General features: G+C 55.1%; 16 protein-coding genes and 2 tRNA genes. 6 read left to right on the forward strand and 12 right to left on the reverse strand.

Annotation, left to right across the window (positions count from 1 at the left end; translation table 11 throughout):
- Positions 1–7: 7 nt before the first annotated feature.
- Together cysD and cysG are read right to left on the reverse strand one after the other, a co-directional pair.
- Complete coding sequence (gene cysD / locus BM427_RS09220; RefSeq protein WP_090121052.1) at positions 8–916, reverse strand: sulfate adenylyltransferase subunit CysD; 909 nt, start codon at positions 914–916, stop codon at positions 8–10.
- A gap of 9 nt (positions 917–925) precedes the next feature.
- Positions 926–2,332, reverse strand: a complete 1,407-nt coding sequence (gene cysG, locus BM427_RS09225; RefSeq protein ID WP_167518590.1) for a siroheme synthase CysG — start codon at positions 2,330–2,332, stop codon at positions 926–928.
- A gap of 242 nt (positions 2,333–2,574) precedes the next feature.
- Here cysG and BM427_RS09230 point away from each other — a divergent pair, with 242 nt between their 5' ends.
- The gene (locus BM427_RS09230) at positions 2,575–3,618 is read left to right on the forward strand and encodes an aminopeptidase (protein WP_090121054.1); all 1,044 of its coding nucleotides are present in this window, start codon (positions 2,575–2,577) and stop codon (positions 3,616–3,618) included.
- 408 nt (positions 3,619–4,026) lie between these two features.
- Here the strand turns inward: BM427_RS09230 and rlmM are convergent, their stop codons facing one another.
- The 4 genes from rlmM to BM427_RS09250 form a co-directional block, all read right to left on the reverse strand.
- Positions 4,027–5,127 carry a 23S rRNA (cytidine(2498)-2'-O)-methyltransferase RlmM gene (rlmM, locus tag BM427_RS09235; protein WP_090121056.1) on the reverse strand — a complete coding sequence of 367 codons (1,101 nt, stop codon included), beginning with the start codon at positions 5,125–5,127 and terminating at the stop codon, positions 4,027–4,029.
- On the reverse strand, positions 5,120–5,515 hold the full coding sequence (locus BM427_RS09240) for a DUF423 domain-containing protein (protein ID WP_074773136.1): 396 nt from the start codon (positions 5,513–5,515) through the stop codon (positions 5,120–5,122). The genes rlmM and BM427_RS09240 overlap by 8 nt, the downstream gene beginning before the upstream one ends.
- 39 nt (positions 5,516–5,554) lie before the next feature.
- Positions 5,555–6,469, reverse strand: coding sequence for a glycine cleavage system transcriptional regulator GcvA (gene gcvA / locus BM427_RS09245; RefSeq protein WP_007370376.1), 915 nt, complete (start codon positions 6,467–6,469; stop codon positions 5,555–5,557).
- A 361-nt stretch (positions 6,470–6,830) separates the two neighbouring features.
- Complete coding sequence (locus BM427_RS09250; RefSeq protein WP_090121057.1) at positions 6,831–7,058, reverse strand: YgdI/YgdR family lipoprotein; 228 nt, start codon at positions 7,056–7,058, stop codon at positions 6,831–6,833.
- A gap of 203 nt (positions 7,059–7,261) precedes the next feature.
- Here BM427_RS09250 and csdA point away from each other — a divergent pair, with 203 nt between their 5' ends.
- Together csdA and csdE are read left to right on the forward strand one after the other, a co-directional pair.
- Positions 7,262–8,467, forward strand: coding sequence for a cysteine desulfurase CsdA (gene csdA, locus BM427_RS09255; RefSeq protein WP_090121720.1), 1,206 nt, complete (start codon positions 7,262–7,264; stop codon positions 8,465–8,467).
- Positions 8,467–8,916: a cysteine desulfurase sulfur acceptor subunit CsdE gene (gene csdE, locus BM427_RS09260; RefSeq protein WP_090121058.1), complete on the forward strand. Its 450-nt coding sequence runs from the start codon at positions 8,467–8,469 to the stop codon at positions 8,914–8,916. Before csdA ends, csdE begins: the two co-directional genes overlap by 1 nt.
- Here the strand turns inward: csdE and tcdA are convergent.
- Positions 8,901–9,713 carry a tRNA cyclic N6-threonylcarbamoyladenosine(37) synthase TcdA gene (gene tcdA / locus BM427_RS09265; protein WP_090121060.1) on the reverse strand — a complete coding sequence of 271 codons (813 nt, stop codon included), beginning with the start codon at positions 9,711–9,713 and terminating at the stop codon, positions 8,901–8,903. The two genes, csdE and tcdA, sit on opposite strands and share 16 nt — an antisense overlap.
- A gap of 69 nt (positions 9,714–9,782) precedes the next feature.
- Positions 9,783–10,889 carry a murein transglycosylase A gene (mltA, locus tag BM427_RS09270; RefSeq protein WP_090121062.1) on the reverse strand — a complete coding sequence of 369 codons (1,107 nt, stop codon included), beginning with the start codon at positions 10,887–10,889 and terminating at the stop codon, positions 9,783–9,785.
- A 205-nt stretch (positions 10,890–11,094) separates the two neighbouring features.
- On the opposite strand from mltA, the gene BM427_RS09275 reads away from it, so the two are divergent.
- Positions 11,095–11,171: transfer RNA gene (locus tag BM427_RS09275), tRNA-Met, on the forward strand.
- A gap of 48 nt (positions 11,172–11,219) precedes the next feature.
- Positions 11,220–11,296, forward strand: a tRNA-Met gene (locus tag BM427_RS09280).
- A 75-nt stretch (positions 11,297–11,371) separates the two neighbouring features.
- Here BM427_RS09280 and amiC read toward each other — a convergent pair.
- A complete protein-coding gene (gene amiC / locus BM427_RS09285) occupies positions 11,372–12,625 on the reverse strand; it encodes an N-acetylmuramoyl-L-alanine amidase AmiC (protein WP_090121065.1) in 1,254 nt (417 codons plus the stop codon).
- A gap of 226 nt (positions 12,626–12,851) precedes the next feature.
- On the opposite strand from amiC, the gene argA reads away from it, so the two are divergent.
- Positions 12,852–14,183, forward strand: coding sequence for an amino-acid N-acetyltransferase (argA, locus tag BM427_RS09290; protein ID WP_090121067.1), 1,332 nt, complete (start codon positions 12,852–12,854; stop codon positions 14,181–14,183).
- A 27-nt stretch (positions 14,184–14,210) separates the two neighbouring features.
- Here the strand turns inward: argA and recD are convergent, their stop codons facing one another.
- Genes recD through ptrA form a run of 3 tightly spaced genes read right to left on the reverse strand, consistent with a single transcriptional unit; the run spans position 14,211 to position 22,481 of the window.
- Complete coding sequence (recD, locus tag BM427_RS09295; RefSeq protein ID WP_090121068.1) at positions 14,211–16,043, reverse strand: exodeoxyribonuclease V subunit alpha; 1,833 nt, start codon at positions 16,041–16,043, stop codon at positions 14,211–14,213.
- Entirely contained in the window at positions 16,040–19,600 is a 3,561-nt protein-coding gene (gene recB, locus BM427_RS09300) for an exodeoxyribonuclease V subunit beta (RefSeq protein ID WP_090121070.1), read from the reverse strand. The genes recD and recB overlap by 4 nt, the downstream gene beginning before the upstream one ends.
- Positions 19,593–22,481, reverse strand: coding sequence for a pitrilysin (gene ptrA, locus BM427_RS09305; RefSeq protein ID WP_090121072.1), 2,889 nt, complete (start codon positions 22,479–22,481; stop codon positions 19,593–19,595). Before ptrA ends, recB begins: the two co-directional genes overlap by 8 nt.
- Positions 22,482–22,545 lie beyond the last annotated feature (64 nt).

Genomic DNA, 22,545 nt, shown 5'->3' on the forward strand with positions numbered 1-22,545 from the left:
CGGCTCCTTAGAAGTATCCCTGACGTTTTTTCAGCTCCATCGAGCCAGCCTGGTCGCGGTCAATCACACGGCCCTGACGTTCACTGGTGGTGGAAACCAGCATCTCTTCGATGATCTCAGGCAGCGTCTGCGCGGAAGATTCCACCGCGCCGGTCAGCGGCCAGCATCCGAGAGTACGGAAACGCACCATCCGCTGCTCGATCACTTCGCCCGGTTGCAGATCGATACGGTCATCATCGATCATCATCAGCATACCGTCACGCTCAAGCACCGGGCGCTCTGCCGCCAGGTACAGCGGAACGATGTCGATATTTTCCAGGAAGATATACTGCCAGATATCCAGCTCGGTCCAGTTTGAAAGCGGGAACACGCGAATGCTTTCGCCCTTGTTGATCTGGCCGTTGTAGTTGTGCCACAGCTCCGGACGCTGGTTCTTCGGATCCCAGCGGTGGAAACGGTCGCGGAAAGAGTAAATACGCTCTTTGGCGCGTGATTTCTCTTCGTCGCGGCGCGCGCCTCCGAAAGCAGCGTCAAAACCGTATTTGTTCAGCGCCTGCTTCAGCCCTTCGGTTTTCATAATATCGGTGTGTTTAGCACTGCCGTGCACGAACGGGTTAATGCCCATCGCCACCCCTTCCGGGTTTTTGTGTACCAGCAGTTCACAGCCATAGGCTTTGGCGGTATGGTCGCGGAATTCATACATCTCACGGAATTTCCAGCCAGTATCGACGTGCAGTAGCGGAAACGGTAGCGTGCCCGGATAGAAGGCTTTACGCGCCAGATGCAGCATCACGCTGGAATCTTTACCGATGGAGTACATCATCACCGGGTTGGAAAATTCGGCCGCCACTTCGCGGATGATATGGATGCTTTCCGCCTCCAGTTGTCGCAAATGAGTGAGTCGTTTTTGATCCATAACCATTCCTTAAGCCAGTTTAATCACGGAGGCGTCAAAGGCGTCCGTTGCTGTCGTATGCCGGAACCAGGCAAGCTCGTGATGAAGCTGCACCACTTCGCCCACCACCAGCAGGGCGGGCATCGGCGCAACATGCGCCAGTTCCTCGAGTTGTTCTAGTGTGCCGGTAGCAACCTGTTGCTCCGCGCGTGTACCGCGAGATATCACTGCCACTGGCGTGGTTTTATCGCGCCCGTGAGCAATCAGTTGTTCGCTGATCTCTGCCGCTTTCATGGTGCCCATATAAATCGCCAGCGTCTGGTGGCTTTGCGCCAATTGCGACCAGTCGAACGGTACGCTGTCAGCTTTATAGTGGCCGGTGACAAATGTTACCGACTGGGCAAAATCCCGGTGCGTTAGGGGAATGCCTGCATAAGCCGTCGCGCCGGATGCCGCAGTGACGCCCGGCACGACCTGAAAAGGAATGCCAGCTTCCGCCGCAGCCTGCAACTCTTCGCCGCCGCGGCCAAAAATAAACGGGTCGCCGCCTTTCAGCCGCACCACCGTTTTGCCTTCGCGCGCCGCATCCACCAACATGCGGTTGGTCTCATGCTGCGCCACTGCATGGGAACCGGCGCGTTTACCGACGCAGATTTTCTCTGCATCACGGCGGGTCAGCTCCAGCACTTCGTCGCTGACCAGATGATCGTAAAACACCACGTCGGCCTGCTGGATCACCTGTAAACCTCGCAGCGTCAGCAATCCCGCATCGCCCGGCCCGGCGCCCACGAGGATAATCACTCCACTACCCGAACCCGGCTGAGCCAATTCGGCTTCGAGCGCTTTTTCGGCAGCGGGTTCATCTCCGGCGGCCATCAGGCTGGCAAAACGCCCGCGAAAAGCGCTTTCCCAGAAGCGGCGACGTTCATCCGTGGTACGGCGAAAAGCTTTAATCCGCGCACGCCAGCGCCCGGCCACTTCCGCCATACGGCCCAGATTGCCCGGCAGCAGTGCTTCAATCTTTTCCCGCAACAGACGCGCCAGCACCGGTGCCGTTCCGCCAGAGGATATCGCCACCAGCAGCGGCGAGCGATCGACAATTGACGGGAAAATAAAGGAGCACAGCGGCTGGTTATCCACCACGTTGACCAGCTTGTGGCGCGCATTTGCCGCCGCAAAGACGCGCTCATTCAGCGCCGTGTCATCGGTTGCCGCAATGACAAGGAAAACGGCATCCAACTGCACCTCGTCAAATTCGGTCGCCAGCCAGTGAATCGCCTGACTGTCGGCAAGCTGTTGCAGTTGCGGTTCCAGCCGCTGCGCGACAACCTGCACGCGTGCACCCGCGCGACGCAAAAAAGTGATTTTGCGCGCGGCAATTTCGCCGCCGCCAATCACCAGTACCGGGCGGTCTTTTACTTCAGCAAATAACGGCAGGTAATCCACAAAGCAACTCACTTACAGCCAGTAATAGTGCGACTATAGGGGGCGGTTCCGGGCGAATGAAATTACGAATTGGAATGAGTAGTTCCGCAAAGGAATAACGCAGTGGCAATACAAATATCAAAAAGTGCTTAAGCCGAGTATTTTCGGCAGGTTAACAACAAATGAAATTGTGTAAACCCAGTCACAGTTTCATACTAAGCACGTCAAAAAAATTGCTGCATAAAGGACTCTCTATGTTTTCCGCATTGCGCCTCCGTACCGCTGCCCTGGCGCTCGGCGTATGCTTTATCTTTCCGGCTCATGCCAGTACGTCCCACCCTGGTGAATTTGCAGATGAGCAGGCTCGCCACATTGCCACTCTCTTCCCTGGACGCATGACCGGCACACCGGCTGAAATGCTCTCCGCAGACTATTTGCAGCAGCAGTTTGAGCAGATGGGATACCAGAGCGATATCCGCAAGTTCAAAACCCGCTACCGCTATACTACCAAGAATAACCGACAGAACTGGCAAAATGTCACCGGCAGCACGGTGATCGCCGCCCATGAAGGCAAGCTGCCGCAGCAGATCATGATTATGGCGCATCTTGATACATATGCGCCGCACAGCGATGCCGATGTCGATAACAATCTGGGGGGACTGACGCTTCAGGGGATGGATGACAACGCCGCCGCGCTGGGCGTGATGCTGGAACTGGCGCAGGCGATGAAATCCGTGCCGACGCAGTACAGCATCCGCTTTGTCGCCACCAGCGGTGATGAAGAGGGCCATCTTGGCGCGGCAAACATGCTCGCGCGGATGAGCGAGCACGAGAAGAAAAATACCCTGCTGGTGATCAACCTTAATAATCTGATTGTCGGCGACAAGCTCTACTTTAATAGCGGCAAAAATACGCCGGCATCGGTGCGTAAACTGACGCGGGATCGTGCGCTGGCTATCGCCCGCGCTCACGGTATCAGTGCGCTGATAAATCCCGGTCTTAACACGGATTACCCGAAAGGTACCAGTTGCTGTAACGATGCCGAGGTGTTTGATAAAGCGGGGATTCCGGTTCTGTCGGTGGAAGCCACCAACTGGTCGCTCGGTAAGAAAGACGGTATGCAACAACGGGCGAAATCAAAAAGTTTCCCTGATGGCATCAGCTACCACAACGCGCGTATCGATAACCAGCAATTCCTCGATCAAGCCCTGCCCGGCCGTATTGCACACCGTAGCCGCGACGTGATGCGGATTATGTTGCCGTTAACCAAAGAGCTGGCCAAAGCCGCTAATCCGTAAGTGCCCAGGCGTCCTGAAAACAGGGTGCCTTTTCTCCTGGCATAATCGCGCCTGTTTCTCTCACAAAAAGTTTTTGCGATCGTTATCACAGGAGAGTGTGTGAAGCACAGGGGAATGTTCTTTTAAAAAAAGGTAACGCCGTAATCTTTTTGCCCGGAGCGCCCACATCGTGCGGGCCTTCATCGGATGACGAAGAAGAACAGATGAAAGCGGCGCGCTCTGGGATTGAAACATCTACAATGCCGAATTTAAATCCATTCTGCTGAAACGCCAGCGCAGCCGTTATGCTGACGACAAGAGTAAATCAATCATTCGGGAGAAGCGCAGATTGCGCACCTGTATGAGGTGACACATAGTGTCTCTGACAGCAAACTCGCCTGAGCCGGACATTGCCCGGCTCTGCTGTTTTTAACGCTCGTCGCGACGACCGCCAACGGCCGCCCACATACGGCGCACATGTACCGTGACTTCTTCGCGATCGTGGTATAGCTGGCGCGCCTGAATTTGCGCCGCGATATTATGTTCATCCAGCTGCTGCTGGATATAGGCGAGGTTATTTGACACCTCTTCGTAGCGTTTTTTCATCGGCAGCTTCAGGTTGAAAATGGTTTCGCGGCACCAGCCCTGAACCAGCCACTGCGCCATCAGCGCGGCAACTTTCGCCGGTTTCTCCACCATATCGCACACCATCCACGAGATATTACTGCGGTTTGGCCGGTAGCGGAAACCATCTTCCCGTAGCCAGGTGACCTGCCCTGTATCCATCAGGCTTTGCGCCATAGGGCCATTATCCACAGAAGCCACCCACATATTGCGTTTCACCAGTTGATAGGTCCAGCCACCCGGACAGGCGCCGAGATCCACCGCGTACATGCCGTTGGCCAGGCGCTCATCCCACTCGTCCGCCGGAATAAAGACGTGGAACGCCTCTTCGAGTTTGAGGGTTGAACGGCTCGGCGCATCCGAGGGAAACCTCAGTCGCGGGATGCCCATATAGAACGGCGAATTGTTATAGGAATATGAATAACCGGTATAGCAGCAACCTGGTGCAATAAAGAAGATATGTACCACCGGGCGTTTCGGCGAATCATTGCGCGCCAGCACGCCCGCTTCGCGCAGCGCGCCGCGCAGTGGCACGGTGAACTTGCGACAGAACTTCATTAGCTCTTTGCTTTCGTTGGTATCGGCCACCTCGACGCGCAAATCCCCGGATTTCTCCACCACGCCCTGCAACATACCGACGATCGGCGTAATGCGATCTTCCGGCGGCAGATCGCGCAGCAGTTCACCCACGACAAACATCTGGCGGGCGAAAATCAGCGAGCTGAACGGCAGCTCGCGCACCACTTTGTCCGCATCGTTTTCCTGATAGCACTCGAACACGACATAGCCCGAATTCTCTTTTACCCGTGCAAAACCAAACACCTCAAGGCGGCCGGCTTTATCGGTAATTTCGGCTGCGCACTCTTTCTCAAAACCCGGGCGGCACAGCAATACCACTTTATTCATGAACAACGCCCCTACGTTTTAGACGAATTGCGCCAATCAACATCAATGCCCAGCCGATTAAAAAACAAACTCCACCGACTGGCGTAACAAACGCCCACAGGCGTAAATGCGAAAGCGCCAGACAATAGAGGCTGCCGCTAAACAGCACGGTGCCCAGCGCAAGAAAAACACTGCTCCAGTAAAACCAGATACTAATTCGACGCTGCATTGCCACCGCAAGGCCCAGCACGGCCAGCGTGTGGAATGCCTGATATTCGAGACCGGTCTGGATCCAGCTCATCTCCGGCACACCCAAAGATTTACGTAAAACATGCGCGCCGAATGCACCGAGCGCGACAAACACAAAACCGCTCACCGCGGCGAAAATCAACATAAAACGGCTGGTCATGTGAGTACCCTAAAAAGTCATACGCGCCATGCGCGCGCATTAATGTTCATAACGGAAACGGAATTTTTCCTGTTCGCTTGCCGCTTTGGCCAGGATCCACTGACGAAAGGCGGCTATTTTACCCAGTTCTGCCTGACTGTCATGACAAACCAGATAAAACGCATTCTTACTGACCAGAACATCATTAAACGGGCAGACCAGCCGGCCTGCTTCGATTTCGGACTGTGCCATTACGTTATTGGCCAGTGCTATCCCCTGTCCATGGATGGCCGCCTGAAGCACCATAGAACTGTGGCTAAAGATGGGTCCCTGTTGAACGTTAAGGTTAAGACCTAATTGTCGCGTATAAGTTTGCCAGTCGCGACGTGATGCATCGTGCAATAAAGTGTGGTGAGCTAAATCTTCCGGCGTTTTCAGCGCCTTATCGCCCGTCAGCAAAAGCGGAGAACAGACTGGCAGCAAATATTCGGCGTACAATTTTTCGACACGCATCCCGGGCCAGTTACCGCGCCCGTAAAAAATCGCCACGTCGACATCGTCCGCCAGTTTATCTTCCTGACGGTCAACGGCCTGGATACGAACATCGATTCCCGGATAAGTTGAGTTAAAGTCGGAGAGCCTTGGCACCATCCACTGGATGGCAAAACTGGGGAGCAAACTGACGGTCAGCGCGCCTTTTGCGCTGCGCGCCTGTAACTTACGGGTGGCTTCCGTCAGTTGGGAAAATATCTCTTTGATATCCTGAAAATAGCTCTGGCCTTCTTCAGTAAGCAGCAGCGATCGGTTGCGGCGGCGAAAGAGTTTGAGCCCGAGAAAATCCTCGAGAGACTTGATTTGGTGGCTTACTGCGGCCTGCGTCACAAAAAGTTCATCGGCTGCGCGCGTGAAACTTAAATGGCGGGCGGCAGCATCAAAAACGCGTAACGCATTCAGTGGTGGTAATCGCTTGGACATGGTTTTCAGGCTTAGATGTAAAGGCAATTTAACAAACAGGAAACAGTGATTAACCTATTAGTTTTTTTTATCTGAGCTATTATAAATTGTCCGTTGAGCTTCTACCAGCAAATACCTATAGTGGCGGCACTTCCTGAGCCGGAACGAAGAGCTTTTTTTGGAATGCGTGTTCTGAAGGGCTTTTGGCTTAAGGTTGTGATGTTGTGTTGTTGTGTTTGCAATTGGTCTGCTATTCAGACCACGGTAGCGATGCTACCCCTTTTTCACTTCCTGTACATTTACCCTGTCTGTCCATAGTGATTAATATAGCACCGCAAGATTGCGGTGCTTTTTTTTACCCCACGTTCAGCGCTGACTTATCTTACTTATCCAGCGCGACCATCTCTTTCACGTCGGAACGGTTGATCTGCTGTTCGTTGCCGTTAGCGTCTTTATACGAAATCAGACCGGTCTGATCGTCAGTTTTCGGTTTCCCTTCCGAGACGATCGTGCGCCCATCATTGGTATGTAACGCGTAATTAGGACCGGAACAGGCGCTCAGGGCAAAAGTAAACAGACATGCAGAAATAATTGCGGCAGCCTTCTTCATCTTCTTCTCCTTCTGGCAATTAATTGGCAATTAATGCTGTGAAATACTCTTAGTGGAAGAGTCTTAAACACTTACCTAACACTATTTAGCATAACCTGCTTACGTACCCCTGCCAGGACAAACAGACAATTCCGATGGAGCGCAACGTTCTTGCTCCGACAGAAAAATTGCGCGACGATCGCGCTATTGATATGAGGAATCGCATGAACGCATTTAACCCATCGCAATTTCGCGCGCAGTTCCCGGCGCTGGCCGACGCTGGCGTCTATCTGGATAGCGCCGCTACCGCCCTGAAACCGCAGGCGGTAATCGATGCCACACAACAGTTTTACAGCCTCAGCGCCGGTAACGTGCACCGCAGCCAGTTCGCCCAGGCGCAACAATTAACCGCCCGCTACGAAGCCGCGCGTGATCAGGTCGCCGCACTGCTCAATGCGCCCTCCGGCAAAAACATCGTCTGGACGCGCGGCACCACTGAAGCCATCAATATGGTCGCCCAATGCTACGCGCGCCCGCGTCTGCAAGTAGGTGATGAGATCATTGTCAGCGAGGCAGAACATCACGCCAACCTGGTGCCGTGGCTGATGGTGGCACAGCAAACCGGCGCGCGGGTGGTGAAACTGCCGCTCGGCGTCGATCACTTACCGGATATCAACCGACTGCCGTCGCTTATCACCTCACGCAGCCGTATCCTGGCTCTGGGGCAAATGTCGAATGTCACCGGAGGTTGTCCGGATCTGGCAAAGGCGATTGCACTGGCACATGCGGCAGACATGGTAGTGATGGTTGATGGTGCACAGGGCGTCGTGCATTTCCCGGCCAATGTGCAACAGTTGGATATCGATTTCTATGCATTTTCCGGCCATAAACTCTATGGCCCCAATGGTATCGGCGCACTGTATGGTAAAGCGGAATTGCTGGATAAAATGACGCCGTGGCAGGGTGGCGGCAAGATGATCAGCGAAGTAACATTTGATGGCTTCACCACTCAGCCAGTACCTTACAAGCTGGAAGCCGGCACGCCAAATGTTGCGGGCGTTATTGGTCTAAGCGCGGCTCTGGAGTGGCTGAAAACGCTGGATATCGCCCAGGCGGAGAGTTACAGCCGCGGGCTGGCGACGCTAGCGGAAGATAAACTGGCTAAACGTCCGGGTTTCCGCTCCTTTCGCTGCCAGGACTCAAGTCTGCTGGCTTTCGATTTTGACGGTGTACACCACAGCGATATGGTGACACTGCTTGCGGGCTACGGTATCGCACTGCGCGCCGGTCAACACTGCGCTCAGCCGCTGCTGGCCGCACTTGGCGTCACCGGCACCCTGCGCGCTTCATTTGCACCCTATAATACGCAACAGGATGTAGACACGTTGGTACAGGCTGTGGACCGCGCCCTGAAAATATTGGTGGATTAATGACAAGCCCGACTTTTGCCGGACACCCGTTCGGCACAACCGTTACCGAAGAGACGCTGCGCCAGATGTTTGGCGCATTGAACCAGTGGGAAGATAAATACCGTCAGTTGATCATGCTCGGTAAGCAACTGCCTGCTGCATCGGAAGCGCTGAAAGCGCAGGCACGGGAAATTCCCGGCTGCGAAAATCGTGTCTGGCTCGGTTCAACGCTGAACGCGGAAGGAACGATGCATTTCTTCGGCGAGAGCGAAGGCCGGATTGTACGTGGATTACTGGCCGTGCTGTTGACAGCGGTAGAAGGCAAGCGCCCGGACGATCTTATTCACCGCGATCCGCTGGCACTGTTCGATGAACTGGGCTTACGCGCCCAGTTGAGCGCGTCGCGTAGCCAGGGGCTGGAGGCGCTGGCCGCCGCCGTGCAGGATGCGGCTCGTCAAGCGCTGGCCTGACGCTCCGCTTTCGCCATCAGTTTTTTCAGTGTATGGGAGACCGCGATAAAACCAAAGGTCGCGGTCACCATCGTTGCAGCACCAAACCCGGCTGCACAATCCATACGTTTCGGCCCCTCCGCCGTGCTTTTCATTGCACAGACTGAACCGTCTGACTGCGGGTAAACCAGCGCTTCGGTGGAGAATACACAGTCCACGCCGAGCTTCCCTTTACTGTTCTTCACCACGCCAAAATCGCTTTTCAACCGCTCGCGCAATTTTGCCGCCAGCGGATCCTGAATAGTTTTCGCCAGATCGCTGACCTGGATCTGCGTCGGATCGATCTGCCCTCCTGCACCGCCCGTGGTCACCAGTGGGATCTTATTGCGACGGCAGTACGCAATTAGCGCGGCTTTCGGACGTACACTGTCGATCGCATCGATCACATAGCTATAGCCCTGGCTCATCAGTTGCGCAACATTGTCGGCAGTCACAAAATCATCCACCACCGTCACCCGGCACTCCGGGTTGATCTGGCGAATGCGATCTGCCATTACCTCAGCTTTTGCCAGGCCGACGTTATCGCGCAGGGCGTGTATCTGTCGGTTGGTGTTGGTCACACAAACGTCGTCCATATCAATCAACGTGATTGCGCCGATGCCCGTTCGCGCCAGCGCTTCAGCCGCCCAGGAACCCACGCCGCCAATGCCGACTACGCAGATATGCGCATCGGCAAACCACTGCAACGCTTTCTCGCCATATAAACGCGCCGTGCCGCCAAAACGCTGACGCCAGGCATCGCTGATTACTGCTGACATAAAACAGACCTCAAAGAAAACAGAAAACCCTCTTTCGCAAGCGGAAGAGGGTCGCAAAGTTTATCACATTCAGCCGCTGAACACGCCGCCGCGGGTGCCCGCCCCCGGGGCGTTTTTCAGCACCCAGACCCGGCCATAATGGTTATACCAGCCTGCGCGGTGCCCGGCATCCGGGCCTATACCCTGATAGATATCGAAGTGCTGACCTTTGATGGCACCGCCGACATCCAGCGCCACCATCAGACGCAGCTCATACTGACCGTTGAATTTGCCTTTATTGTCCAGTTGCGGCACTTCCGCCAGCAGCGTGGTGCCCGGCGGAATAATGCTGCGATCGGCAGCGACAGAAGCGCGTCCAATTAGCGGCACCGCGCTGGCGCCTTTCACCGGTGCCCAGGATTGTGGTTTAAAGAAGACAAACGACGCATTCTCTTCCAGCAGCGCACGCACTTCCGCTTCACTGTGTTTTTCACCCCATTCGCGGATGGCCTGCATCGACATATCTTCTTTCTTCACTTCGCCGCGATCGATCAACACTTTGCCGATACTGCGGTAAGCATGGCCATTTTTCCCGGCGTAACTGAAGAAGTTAAGCGGGCTACCATCGCCAAAATCAATATAGCCGCTGCCTTGCACATCCATAATAAAGTTGTCCATCAGCGAGTTGCTGTAGGCCAGCACATAGTTGTCGCTGAGCGCGCCGGCATAGATTTCCGCTCGCGATGGTAAACGGCCGCGTTTAGGCGGCATGCGATAAATCGGGTACTGGAACTCGCCCTGGCGCGTGTGACGCGCCTGCACTACCGGCGTGTAATAGCCGGTAAATTGCACGTTTCCGTAGTTATCCGTTCCTTCCATCTGCCATGCGTCAAGGCCGTACTGGCGCAGAGTACGCGTATCGCCGCCCGACATCAGCCAGGACTGAATCTCATTGTAAAGGCCGCTCTGGCTGCTATAGAGGCGCGGAGAGGCGGAACGAATTTGATTAACTTGCTCGGAGAAGTCTCCGGCGTTGATTGGCGCCCCGACGGCGTCAGGTTGATTGACCAGGGAAAAAGGCTGGGAAAACTTTCCGTCTTTATACTGTTGACCGCGATCGGTCGGTTTGGAGGAACAAGCGGCAAGGATTGCGACCATGGCGCCTGTAAGTACGAACTTAGCCCAACGTCCTTTCATTATATCTCGTCTTCTGATTGACCTGCAGCGGGGTGAAGATAACAAACCCTATTCACTAAAGAAATGCGTCAGCACAATCCACCGCCAGATTCGCATAAAAAATGAGCTAATTGTTTTGTTTTTAAACATAATCCCGGTAATTCGTCGAATTAGTCAAAAAAAGGTTGCATCAATAAGTTTGCAGAGTATAGTGCGCATCCACGGACGCGGGGTGGAGCAGCCTGGTAGCTCGTCGGGCTCATAACCCGAAGGTCGTCGGTTCAAATCCGGCCCCCGCAACCAATTAAAATGTGAAAAAGAGAAAAAATGATGGAAGTGTAAACAGACGGACGCGGGGTGGAGCAGCCTGGTAGCTCGTCGGGCTCATAACCCGAAGGTCGTCGGTTCGAATCCGGCCCCCGCAACCAACACAATAAACACCTTAACGGGTGTTTTTTTGTTTTCGCCGTCAGTAAAAAATGGCACCTTTCAGCGCCACTTTGTTATCCCCTTCTTGCCAGCGTCGCGCTATCCGCGAAGTAGGCTTTAATCCCTGCCAGAATCGACTCCGCCACTTCCTGCTGGAATTTGGCCGTCTTCAGCTTACGTTCCTCTTCCACATTACTGATAAATGCAGTCTCGACCAGAATCGACGGAATATCCGGCGCTTTCAGTACCGCAAAACCGGCCTGTTCCACCTTATTTTTATGCAGATTATTAATGTTGCCGAGCTTATTGAGCACGGCTTTGCCGAACTTCAGGCTGTCATTGATGGTCAGCGACTGCACCATATCGAACATAGTGTGATCGAGATAACGGTCGCCGCTTTTACTCACGCCACCAATAAGGTCAGAAGCGTTCTGCGTCTGCGCCAGATACTTCGCCGCCGTACTGGTCGCTCCTTTGGTGGAAAGCGCGAATACTGAAGAACCGCTCGGCTGGCGGCTGGTGAAGGCATCGGCGTGAATCGACACAAACAGATCCGCACGCTGTTTTTGCGCTTTGGCGACGCGCACTTTCAACGGGATAAAGACATCCTCGTTACGCGTCATGTAGGCTTTCATATTGCCTTCTTTCTCGATCAGCGCGTACAGACGGCGGGCGATTTGTAGCACTACGTCTTTCTCGCGGGTACGGTATTTCCCCGTCGCCCCCGGATCTTCACCACCGTGACCGGGATCCAGCATAATGACGATTGGTCGATCGCGCCCCGCCTTACCCGGCTGCGGGCCGCTATCCTGCTCCGGCATCTGCTGTTCAAGATCGCCTTTGTTGTACTCTTCCAGGAGCGCCAGCAACGGATCCTGCACATCTTTCGCATTCACCGGATAGAGATCCATCACCAGCCGCTCTTTGAAGCCGGCGACCGGTGCCAGCGCGAACAGTTGCGGCGCAATATCCTGTTTCAGCTCAAACACCATGCGCACAGTTTGCGGATCAAACTGACCAACGCGCGCAGATTTGATAAAGGGATCATCACCACGAATCTGCGCCCCCATACCTTTAAGCACGGAGTTAAGATGTACGCCTTCCAGATCCACCACCAGCCGGTCAGGGTTACTCAACGTGAACTGCTTGTATTTAATGACCTGGTTAGACTCCACCGTCACGCGCGTATAGGTAGAGGCCGGCCAGACGCGCACCGCCACTACCTGGCTTACCGCTGCCAGGCCAATCTGGCTTACGCTTAATAACCACATGGCCCCCGCCCCTTTTAATAACCTGCGGCGGCTCACCGATGACTGACTTCCCGACATGCCTCTCCCGAGCAATTTTTCGCTAAATAATGCTATTCGTCAGAATTGACCGAAAACTTTAACGAATGATGCATAAACTGTCATCTATTAAAGGGTAAACATCTGTCTGCCCAATGTCTTCGCCGGGGCAATTTTATTGAATGACGACAAAATTTGCACTTGCGCCGGACGTCAGAAAAGAATAAAAATACACAATTTACGAATAATAATGCATTGAGGACAGGCCGTGGTAAGAGAGCGCAGAACCGAACTGGTACAAGGATTCCGCCATTCTGTTCCCTATATTAATGCCCATCGGGGAAAGACTTTTGTCATTATGCTCGGTGGCGAAGCCATTGAGCACGATAATTTTTCAAGTATTATCAATGATATAGGCCTGTTGCACAGCCTCGGCATCCGGCTGGTGGTCGTGTACGGCGCGCGTCCGCAAATCGACGCGAATCTTGCCGAACATCACCATGAACCGATTTACCACAAACACACCCGCGTGACAGATGCTAAAACCCTTGAACTGGTTAAGCAGGCGGCAGGTCTGTTGCAACTCGACATCACGGCACGGCTGTCGATGAGCCTCAACAATACGCCATTGCAGGGCGCGCATATTAACGTGGTCAGCGGCAACTTTATTATTTCACAACCGCTGGGCGTCGATGATGGCGTGGATTATTGCCACAGCGGACGTATTCGCCGTATTGATGAGGAAGCGATCCATCGCCAGCTCGACAGCGGTGCGATTGTGCTGATGGGACCGGTCGCGGTGTCAGTTACTGGCGAAAGTTTTAATCTTACCTCCGAAGAGATCGCCACCCAGCTTGCCATCAAGTTGAAAGCCGAAAAAATGATCGGTTTCTGCTCGTCGCAAGGGGTAATGAACGACGAGGGCTCGATTGTTTCTGAGTTGTTCCCGAATGAAGCGCAGGCGCGCGTCGAGTCGCTGGAAGCACAAGGAGATTACCACTCCGGCACGGTACGTTTCCTGCGCGGTGCGGTCAAAGCCTGTCGCAGCGGCGTGCGACGCAGCCACTTGATCAGCTATCAGGAAGACGGCGCACTGCTGCAGGAGTTATTCTCCCGCGATGGTATCGGTACGCAGATTGTGATGGAGAGCGCCGAGCAAATCCGCCGCGCAACCATCAACGATATTGGCGGCATTCTCGAACTTATCCGCCCGCTTGAACAACAGGGCATTCTGGTGCGCCGCTCCCGCGAGCAACTGGAGATGGAGATCGACAAATTCACCATTATCGAACGCGATAATCTGACCATTGCCTGTGCGGCGCTTTATCCCTTCCCGGAAGAGAAAATCGGCGAGATGGCCTGCGTAGCGGTACACCCGGATTATCGAAGCTCGTCGCGCGGTGAAGTCCTTCTGGAGCGTATTGCCGCACAAGCGAGACAAATTGGCCTGAGCAAATTGTTTGTGCTGACCACACGCAGCATTCACTGGTTCCAGGAACGCGGCTTTACCCCGGTGGATATTGATTCACTGCCGGAAACCAAAAAGCAGATGTACAACTATCAGCGCCGTTCCAAAGTGCTGATGGCCGACCTTACCTGACGCTTGCCCCCGCACGCTGCGGGGGCATTACGCTACGTCGCTAAATAACGCATCTAGCCCACTGCGCCGCTCGGTGCGGGTAGCTATGGCCTGCGCCAGAATACGCTCGTCCGCATAGAGCGACAGTCGCCTGCGTGCACGGGTAATGGCAGTGTAAACCAGCTCACGCGTGACAACCGGTACAAACTGCCCAGGCAGGATCAGCGCCGTATGATCGAACTCCGACCCCTGTGATTTATGCACGGTCATTGCCCACGCCGTTTCATGCTCCGGCAGGCGACTGGGCTGCACGGACTTGATGCTACCATCCGGCAGCGGAAACCAGACGCGGATCCCCTGCCCCTGCTCCAGCGCAATACCAATATCGCCGTTAAATAAGCCCAGTGCTGAATCATTACGCGAGATCATAACCGGACGACCGTGATACCAGCGCGAATGCGCCGGGCGTGAAATCTGCCCTTTACGCAGCAGCGCCTGTTCCAGACGCTCATTCAGCCCGCTAACCCCAAACGGCCCCTCGCGCAATGCGCACAGCAACTGGTATTCGCTAAACGCCGCAATAATTTCTTGCGGCGCGGCGTTACTATGCACCCGCGACAGATAATGGCCATAACCGGCGAGCGCGTCGTCGATCATCGCCCGATACTCTTCTGTGCTCTGCAATGGTTTACGTTCAATATCGCCAAAGCTATGACTAAACACCGCTCTGGTGGCATTTTTATCACCCCGATTGACCGCCGCCGCCAGCTGACCAATGCCGGAATCACTGCCAAAACGATAGCTTTTTTGCAGCAAACACAGGCTATCGCGCAACGTGCTGGCGCAGTGCCCTTCTCCGGCGGGAACCGTTGAGCCGGTTAAGCGCGATAGCTGCGCCGCGCGCTCCGGAGTATAGCCAGCGTTCACCCACGCACAGATATCACCCAGCACCGCCCCGGCTTCTACCGAGGCCAGTTGATCGCGATCGCCAAGAAATATCACCCGGGCCTGCGGCGGCAGTGCATCGATCAATCGCGACATCATCGGCAAATCGATCATTGAAGCCTCGTCGACCACCAGCACATCAAGATGCAGCGGGTTATCCGCATGATGTCGCAGCCGCTGGCTACCCGGCTGCGCGCCAAGCAGACGATGAAGCGTGCTGGCTTCGGCTGGCAGCATCGTTTTCTGTTGTTCTGTCAGATCCAACTGACGCAGCGCATTGCCCAGCGACTCGGTTAACCGTGCGGCAGCTTTGCCGGTCGGCGCAGCCAGACAAATGCGGCATTTGCTACCGTCCACCATCTGTACCAGTGCCGCCAGTAATTTTGCCACTGTCGTGGTTTTCCCGGTTCCCGGCCCGCCGGAAATCACCGAAATACGCCGGGTAAGCGCCACGGCTGCCGCCACTTTCTGCCAGTTTACGTCGCCCGTTGCCGGGAAAAATGTCTCCAGTACCTGCGTCAGCCGTGTTTCATCAACGTCGGGTTGGCTCTGCCGTTCGGCAAAAAATGCCGCCACTTGTCTTTCATTTTGCCACATACGATTCAGATAGAGGCGGTCCCCTATCAGCACCAACGGCGCTGGCGTTTCGCCGTCGCTGACAGCGCGCGATGCCAGCAGCACTTGCCGCCAGTCACCAGGGTTCCCGGCCAGTTCAAAAAGCGGGTTAAAGATCGCTCCTGCGCTGGCATACACTTCTGGCGTCAGGCGCGAAAGTGGTAAACAGACATGTCCCTCACCTGCGTCATGGCTGAGCAGCGCCGCTGCCAGCATCACCGCAGGTTCATCTTCTGTTGCCACCGTCAGAGCGAACTGCACATCGAGCGGGCGCAACAATTTCAGTTCTGCCGCCTCACGTAATCGCGTTGTCATACTCATAGCGCCGCCTCCTGCGTCTCTCCGGCAAATAACGTATCCATCTGTTCGATCAGTGCCGCGTCAGGACGCGTAGTGAAGATCCCCTGCTGCGGGTTTTGCGCTTCAACGCCGCGTAAAAAAAGGTAGATCACGCCGCCGAAATGCTGTTCGTAACGGTAATCCGCAATGCGGTGGCGCAGGTAACGATGCAGCGCCAGGCTATATAACTGATACTGCAAGTCATAGCGGTGCGACTGCATTGCCGTCGCCATCGCCGCCTGCGTATAGGCCTCCGCACTTTCGCCCAGCCAGTTGGATTTGTAATCCAGCAGGTAGTAGCGCCCATCGTGGCGGAAGACGAGATCGATAAAACCTTTCAGCATACCGCGTACATCGCGGAAATCGAGCGGAGGGCACCCTGCCGACAGCGGATCGTAGCGCCGGATTAGCACATCCAGCGCCTGGGCACTCAGTGTCTGCGTCACAGGCAAGTAGAATTCCATCTCAACCTGTTTCTCCTTCTCCGTAAGCTGGCTTAGCGAAATGCCCGTCCCGGTCAGCGGCGCATGCAACACGCTCTCCAACCAGCGGCTCAGTACCGGCTCCCAGTGTTCTTCGTACCCCCCCACCAGCACTCTTTCCGCCATCCATTGCGGCGAGATTGGCTGGGTAAAATCCAGATCTTCAAACAGGCTATGCAAAAAGGTTCCCGGCGCGGCGCCACGCGGAAACTGGTGCGGCGTCAGCTTCAGTTCAGCCATAACCTCATGCTCACCAGCCGCATCGATATCCAGACGCGGCAGCAGTTCCTGGGCGAGGCCATGAGCACGCTGCTGCAAGCCGGAATAGCTGGTCACGCGCCAGTCATCGGCAATTTTCCGCGTCACTTTCCGCGCGTTCAGCACAGGCAGTGGCGTTTGCGGCAACTGCCATCGGGCGCTATCGGCAACGGGCGGTGTGCAAAGGGCAATATCGTCATCGCACAGCGCCTGCAATGCGCGCTGCAAACCCGCTGCATCGAGCGCTTCACCTTTCTGGATCAGCCGCCCAAGCGCGCTCTGATGGAAATCAGTTTCGCCCGTTTTGCCGCCGCGGCGGCGGATCAGTGGCGCGATCCCCAGGCTGCAATGCCAGACCGAACGCGTTAATGCCACATACAGCAGACGCAAATCTTCCGCCAGGCGCTCGGTTTCCGCCAGTTCGACGCTCTCGTCGCCATGGCTTAAATCAAGCATCGCCGCGAACGATTCGCGATCATGATAGAACCCCTGATCCTGGACGCGGAAATTCGCAATAAATGGCAGCCAGACCAGTGGGTACTCGAGACCTTTCGATTTATGGATGGTGACAATTTGCACCAGATGTTTGTCACTCTCCAGACGCAACTGCTCACTGGAGGCATTGGCATTCGGTTCAGCGATGCGCTGCGCCAGCCAGCGTGTAAGTGCATGCTCACTTTCAAGCTGCGTCCCGGCTTCCTGCAACAGTTCGCTGATATGCAGAATATCGGTTAAACGCCGCTCACCACCTGGCGTCGCCAGTAAATTCTCCGCCACATTGCGTGCACTCATCAATGTGCGCAACATCGGCATCACACCGCGTTTTTGCCACAACTCGCGGTAGTGAGAGAACTCCTCAACTTTCTCATCCCACGCCTGTTCATCGAGATTCAGCGCTTCAATATCCTGCGCGGTCAGCCCCAGCATGGAGGTAGCTAACGCGCTACGCAACGTGCTCTCCCGTTCCGGTGCCAACACGGCATGCAATAGCCACAACAGTTCCTGCGCTTCCGGCGTATCGAACACGCTGTCACGGTTAGAGAGATAGACAGAGGGAATATCCAGCAGCATCAGGGCATCGCGAATAAGCGACGCTTCATGGCGGCTGCGCACCAGCACGGTGATATCCGAGGCTCTAACCGGTCGCACTTTCTCATGCTCGCCCTCACCTTCGTACAGCAGCGCCTCACCCTGCTGACCAGCACTCAGCCAGTCGCGGATCTGCGAGGCGCAGAGCTGCGCCATAAAACCCTGGTAATCGCCGACACCAACACCTTCACCCTCCATCAGCCACATTTTCATGGCTGGCTGCATTTCTCCACGAAAGGTGAAGCGCAGACCGGCATTTTTAGCGGCGGATCTAACCGGCAGGAAGGGGATCTGACGAAACATAAAGGCGTCTTCCATCTGCATAAACAGGCGGTTAACGCTGGCGATCATTCCCGGCGACGAGCGCCAGTTGGTATCAAGGGTATAGCGAGCGCTCACTTCGTCGCGCGCTTTCATATAAGTAAAAATATCGGCACCGCGAAACGCGTAGATGGCCTGCTTCGGGTCGCCAATTAACAACAGGCCGCACTCTGTCTGCCCGTGCCAGATACGGCTGAAAATACGGTACTGCTGCGGATCGGTATCCTGAAATTCATCGATCATCGCCACCGGGAAACGTCCACGGATCGCCGCGGCCAGCGCCTCGCCGTTCGGACTACGCAAGGCACTATCCAGACGGCTCAGCATATCGTCAAAACCCAGCTCGCCACGACGACGCTTCTCTTTCGCCACCGCCTCGCGGATTTCACGCATTGCGCTGGTCAGCACCAGATCATCAAGCGTTAGCGGCTGAGCCAGCAGTTCCTCAATAGCAACAAAGAGTGGATGCTCCGGCACAACACCATCCGCTTTGGTGCGTTCGGCAAGGAAAGACTGAGCAAACTTCTCCAGAGCCTCCGGCAGCAGGTAACTGCGCGTCTCCTCCTGCGCCCAGGCAGATACACGCTCAATATACTTTGCCTGATTGCCGCGGTTGAATTTGCGTCGGTCAATGCCGGACGCTTCAATCACCGGCTCCACTTCGGCAACTGCGGCGTTCCACTGCTGCTTGATAGCATCAATCAGAGCGATAATGCGCTGGTGCCGGGAAACCAGCGTTTCATCCGCCGACGGTGGGGATTTGATCTGCGGAGCTTCGCCCTGCAGGTAGCGATCGATCGCCTTCAGTAGTTCCTGTGGCCCTTTCCACGATGCATGAACCGCCTGGGCAATCTCACGAGGCAGCGGGTAGCAGTGACGCCGCCAGAAATCCGCGCAGGCCTGATAGCGCAGCAGGGATTCATCTTCCACCAGTTGCTGTTCAAACAGCATGCCAGATTCGAATGCGTTCAGGCTGAGCATGCGTTGGCAGAAGCCATGAATGGTAAAGACTGCCGCCTCATCCATTTGCCGCTCGGCCAGCATCAGCCAGTATGCCGCCTGCTGCTTATCGGCAATCTCCTCCAGCAAACGGGCATATAAGGGGTTGCTGCTGCTTTCTCGCAGGCAGGCAATGCGTAACTCATGGATATTACTACGGATACGGCCACGCAGCTCTTCGGTCGCGGCCTCAGTGAACGTTACCACCAGCAACTCTTCAACGCTGAGTGGTCGCGGGAAGGCGGCATTACCGCCCAGCCCTAATAGCAGCCGCAAATAGAGTGCGGCGATGGTGAATGTTTTGCCTGTACCCGCTGAGGCTTCAATCAGGCGCTCGCCGGTAAGCGGCAAGCGCAGGGGATCAAGGGTCTCAGCAGTGGTTTCACTCATCTTTCTCGGTCATCTTCGGTAAGGATTGCTGCAGGGCGCTGACGCTGTCCCAGACCTTCCAGCCTTGCGGTTGAGCATATTCCGCTTTCCCGCTCTGGCTACCGGAGATCTGCGACAATATCGCCATGCCTTGCGGCTCTACCACCGCCTGATGGAAGAAGTCGGCAAGTTTCTGCGGCGTCAGCAGTTTTATCTGAGCGACTACTTTATCACGGGAATCGAAGCGCATATTGCCGCGATCGAAATCTTTACTGAGTTTGGAAGCCTCTTCACCTAACGTTTGCGGTGCTTGCACAACTTGTGCAATCACCCCCTGCTGGATTTGAGCAAACTCTTCCGGTTTCATCGCCCGCAGCTTCGCTTCCGCTGTCGGGAAGAAAGCCTTGTAGCGATCCCAAAGATACGCCGGTTGCTTATCATTGCTCTGTAACAGGAAACCCATGCCCCACTGACGACCAATGCTCATCGGGAAAGCAAATACGGCGTAACCAAGCTGTTCCTCAGTGCGTAACTGGTTATAGAACCACGGCTGCACAATTTGCCCCAGCATCGCGCTGTAGGCCGAGCTGCTGAACTCATCAAAACCCGGTGGTACGAACACCGCGGCCAGCGCGGAATCCGTGCTGGTGCCCGCTTTTTCAAAACTCACATTCTGCTGTTTATCAACAATGACGTCCTTGTTACGGCACCACACTGTCCCATTGGCACCCAACTGTTTTTGTACCGCATGTGCAAGGTCTTTCGCCTGCTGCTCGCTAAGGTTACCAACCACAAGGAATTCCGGACGCCCATTGCTTTTCAGTGCATCGCGATAGTGCAAAATGTCCTGCAAGGAGATCGATGGCAACAGCGCACGACGATCTTCACGCTGGAAGTACGGCACCTGCGACAGCATCTGCACCGGCATAATCGCCTGATCGAAGGCTTTACCCTTCTCTGCCGAATCCATCATTTGCGCGTACCAGGATTTGGCCTGAGCAAGCTGTTCTTCCGTCGGTGTATAGCTGAAATATCCGCTCAGCAGCGCCTGGAAGAGCTGTGGCAGGCGCTGGGTATAACCATTGGCATTCAACATCAAGCCATTGTTGGCATTGGTGGAGAAAGTGATCCCGCCGACAGCCGCCTGGTTGCTCAGTTGATCGAGCGCCAGCCCCGCCAGATAGTCATTCAGGGCGAACATCACCTGGCTCTTCGCGGTATCCATCGCCTGTGGATTACGCAGTACCATGCTGACATCCGCCTTCGGTTCGCTGGCAAAATAACGGCTCGGCATATACACCACGCGCAGCGTCGGCTCATCGACAATCAGTTCAGGATGCTCGTACTGCTTCTGCGGTTTGATCAGCGTAAAATCATCCGGAATATAGGGGTTCAGTTCCGGGAATTTCAGCGTAATGTCGCTCGCCCGCTTCTGCCAGTCGGCAAAGGCTTCCGGGGAAATTTTATCGACCTGATAAGGCGCATCGACAAAATAGGCTGTTTTATTGTGCGGCTCATCCGGGCTGATATACCAGATGCGGGCGTTTTGCGGCGTCATTTCGTTAAGACGCGCCTGCACCGCTTTGGCATCAAACTGGTCAGCGATATTTACCGAATCCAGCGTATGTGCAACCGGTACGCGGATCATGGTATCTGCCAACCACTCAACATAATCCATATCGCGGGTAATGGAAGGGTAGCGGAAATCAAGGTCAAGAATATGGGAAAGCTCGTCGAAATAGCGCTTATCGATGCCTTTTTCACGCAACAGTTGCAGATAGCTGAAAATCGCCGCCACTACCTGATCGCGATTCGCCTGACCTTTGTCTGTCAAAGTAGCGGAAATCGCCAGCACGCCGCTGTTGCCATTGACCACTGGATCGGAGTCGCCGCGGATCCCTTCAACCAGCCCCTGGCTTTGTAACCAGTCAGAGAGCGTGCCTGGACTACGATTGCCAATCAGATACGTGATCAACTCATCTGTTTTACTGCGAAACGCAGCGGTGTTGTTAGCGATACGGAACTCAACGCGCAACACTTTGTTCGGCACTGCCGGAACATAGTGAATGATGATACCTTTCTGCGCATCGGTAACGACGGGGACGGTGATTTCCGGCTTTGTGATGTTTTTATTCGGTACGCGGCCATAGGTCTGTACCGCAAGCGTCGCCAGTTCGCTAAGCGGACGGTTGCTGTAGATGACCGCTTTCATCAGGTTCGCAGAGTAGAATTTATCGCGAAATGCCAGCAGCGCCTGGTGTACAGGGCTGCCCGGTTTGTCGCTCAAGGTTTCTAGGTTACCGCCGGAGAAACGCGCAGCCGGGTGCGCCGGGTTTATGGTCTCCGCGCTGACCTGTGCCATCCGCATCCCGTCACGGGTACGCGCCATGGTTAGCTCGGCGTTGACGGCGTTGCGTTCGCGTTCGCCATATTTCTTATCCAGCATCGGGGCGGCAATTGCATCCGCCAGACGATCAACGGCGCCGTCAAGCGCGTTATTTTCCACTTCCAGATAGTAAGCTGTGCGATAAGGTGCAGTACTGGCATTGTGACTGCCTCCATGCAGCTTGAGGTATTCGGCGAGGCTGTCCGGCTGCGGGTATTTTTTGGAACCCATCAGGGTCATGTGTTCCAGGTAATGCGCAAGGCCAGGGTGGGAATCAGGATCCTCAAGCGAACCGATCGGTACAACCAGCGCGGAAAGAGATTTCACCGCCTGCGGATCGGATACCAACAGCACAACCATGTCATTATCCAGACGAATCGCCTGATACTGACGGGTATCTTTATCGCTCTTGCGGATAGTTTCCTGAACCGGTTGCCAACCATTGTCGGCCTGACTGAATGGCACCCAGAGGGCAAAAAACAGGACGAAAACTTTTAACCAGGTGCTGCGGGGCATTCACGAACCTCATCATTAACGTTTCTGGCGGTTCCAGTAACTGTGGAACTGCCAGATATTCTCG

Origin of the sequence: Kosakonia arachidis (assembly GCF_900116535.1) — a bacterium.
Taxonomy (GTDB): domain Bacteria; phylum Pseudomonadota; class Gammaproteobacteria; order Enterobacterales; family Enterobacteriaceae; genus Kosakonia; species Kosakonia arachidis.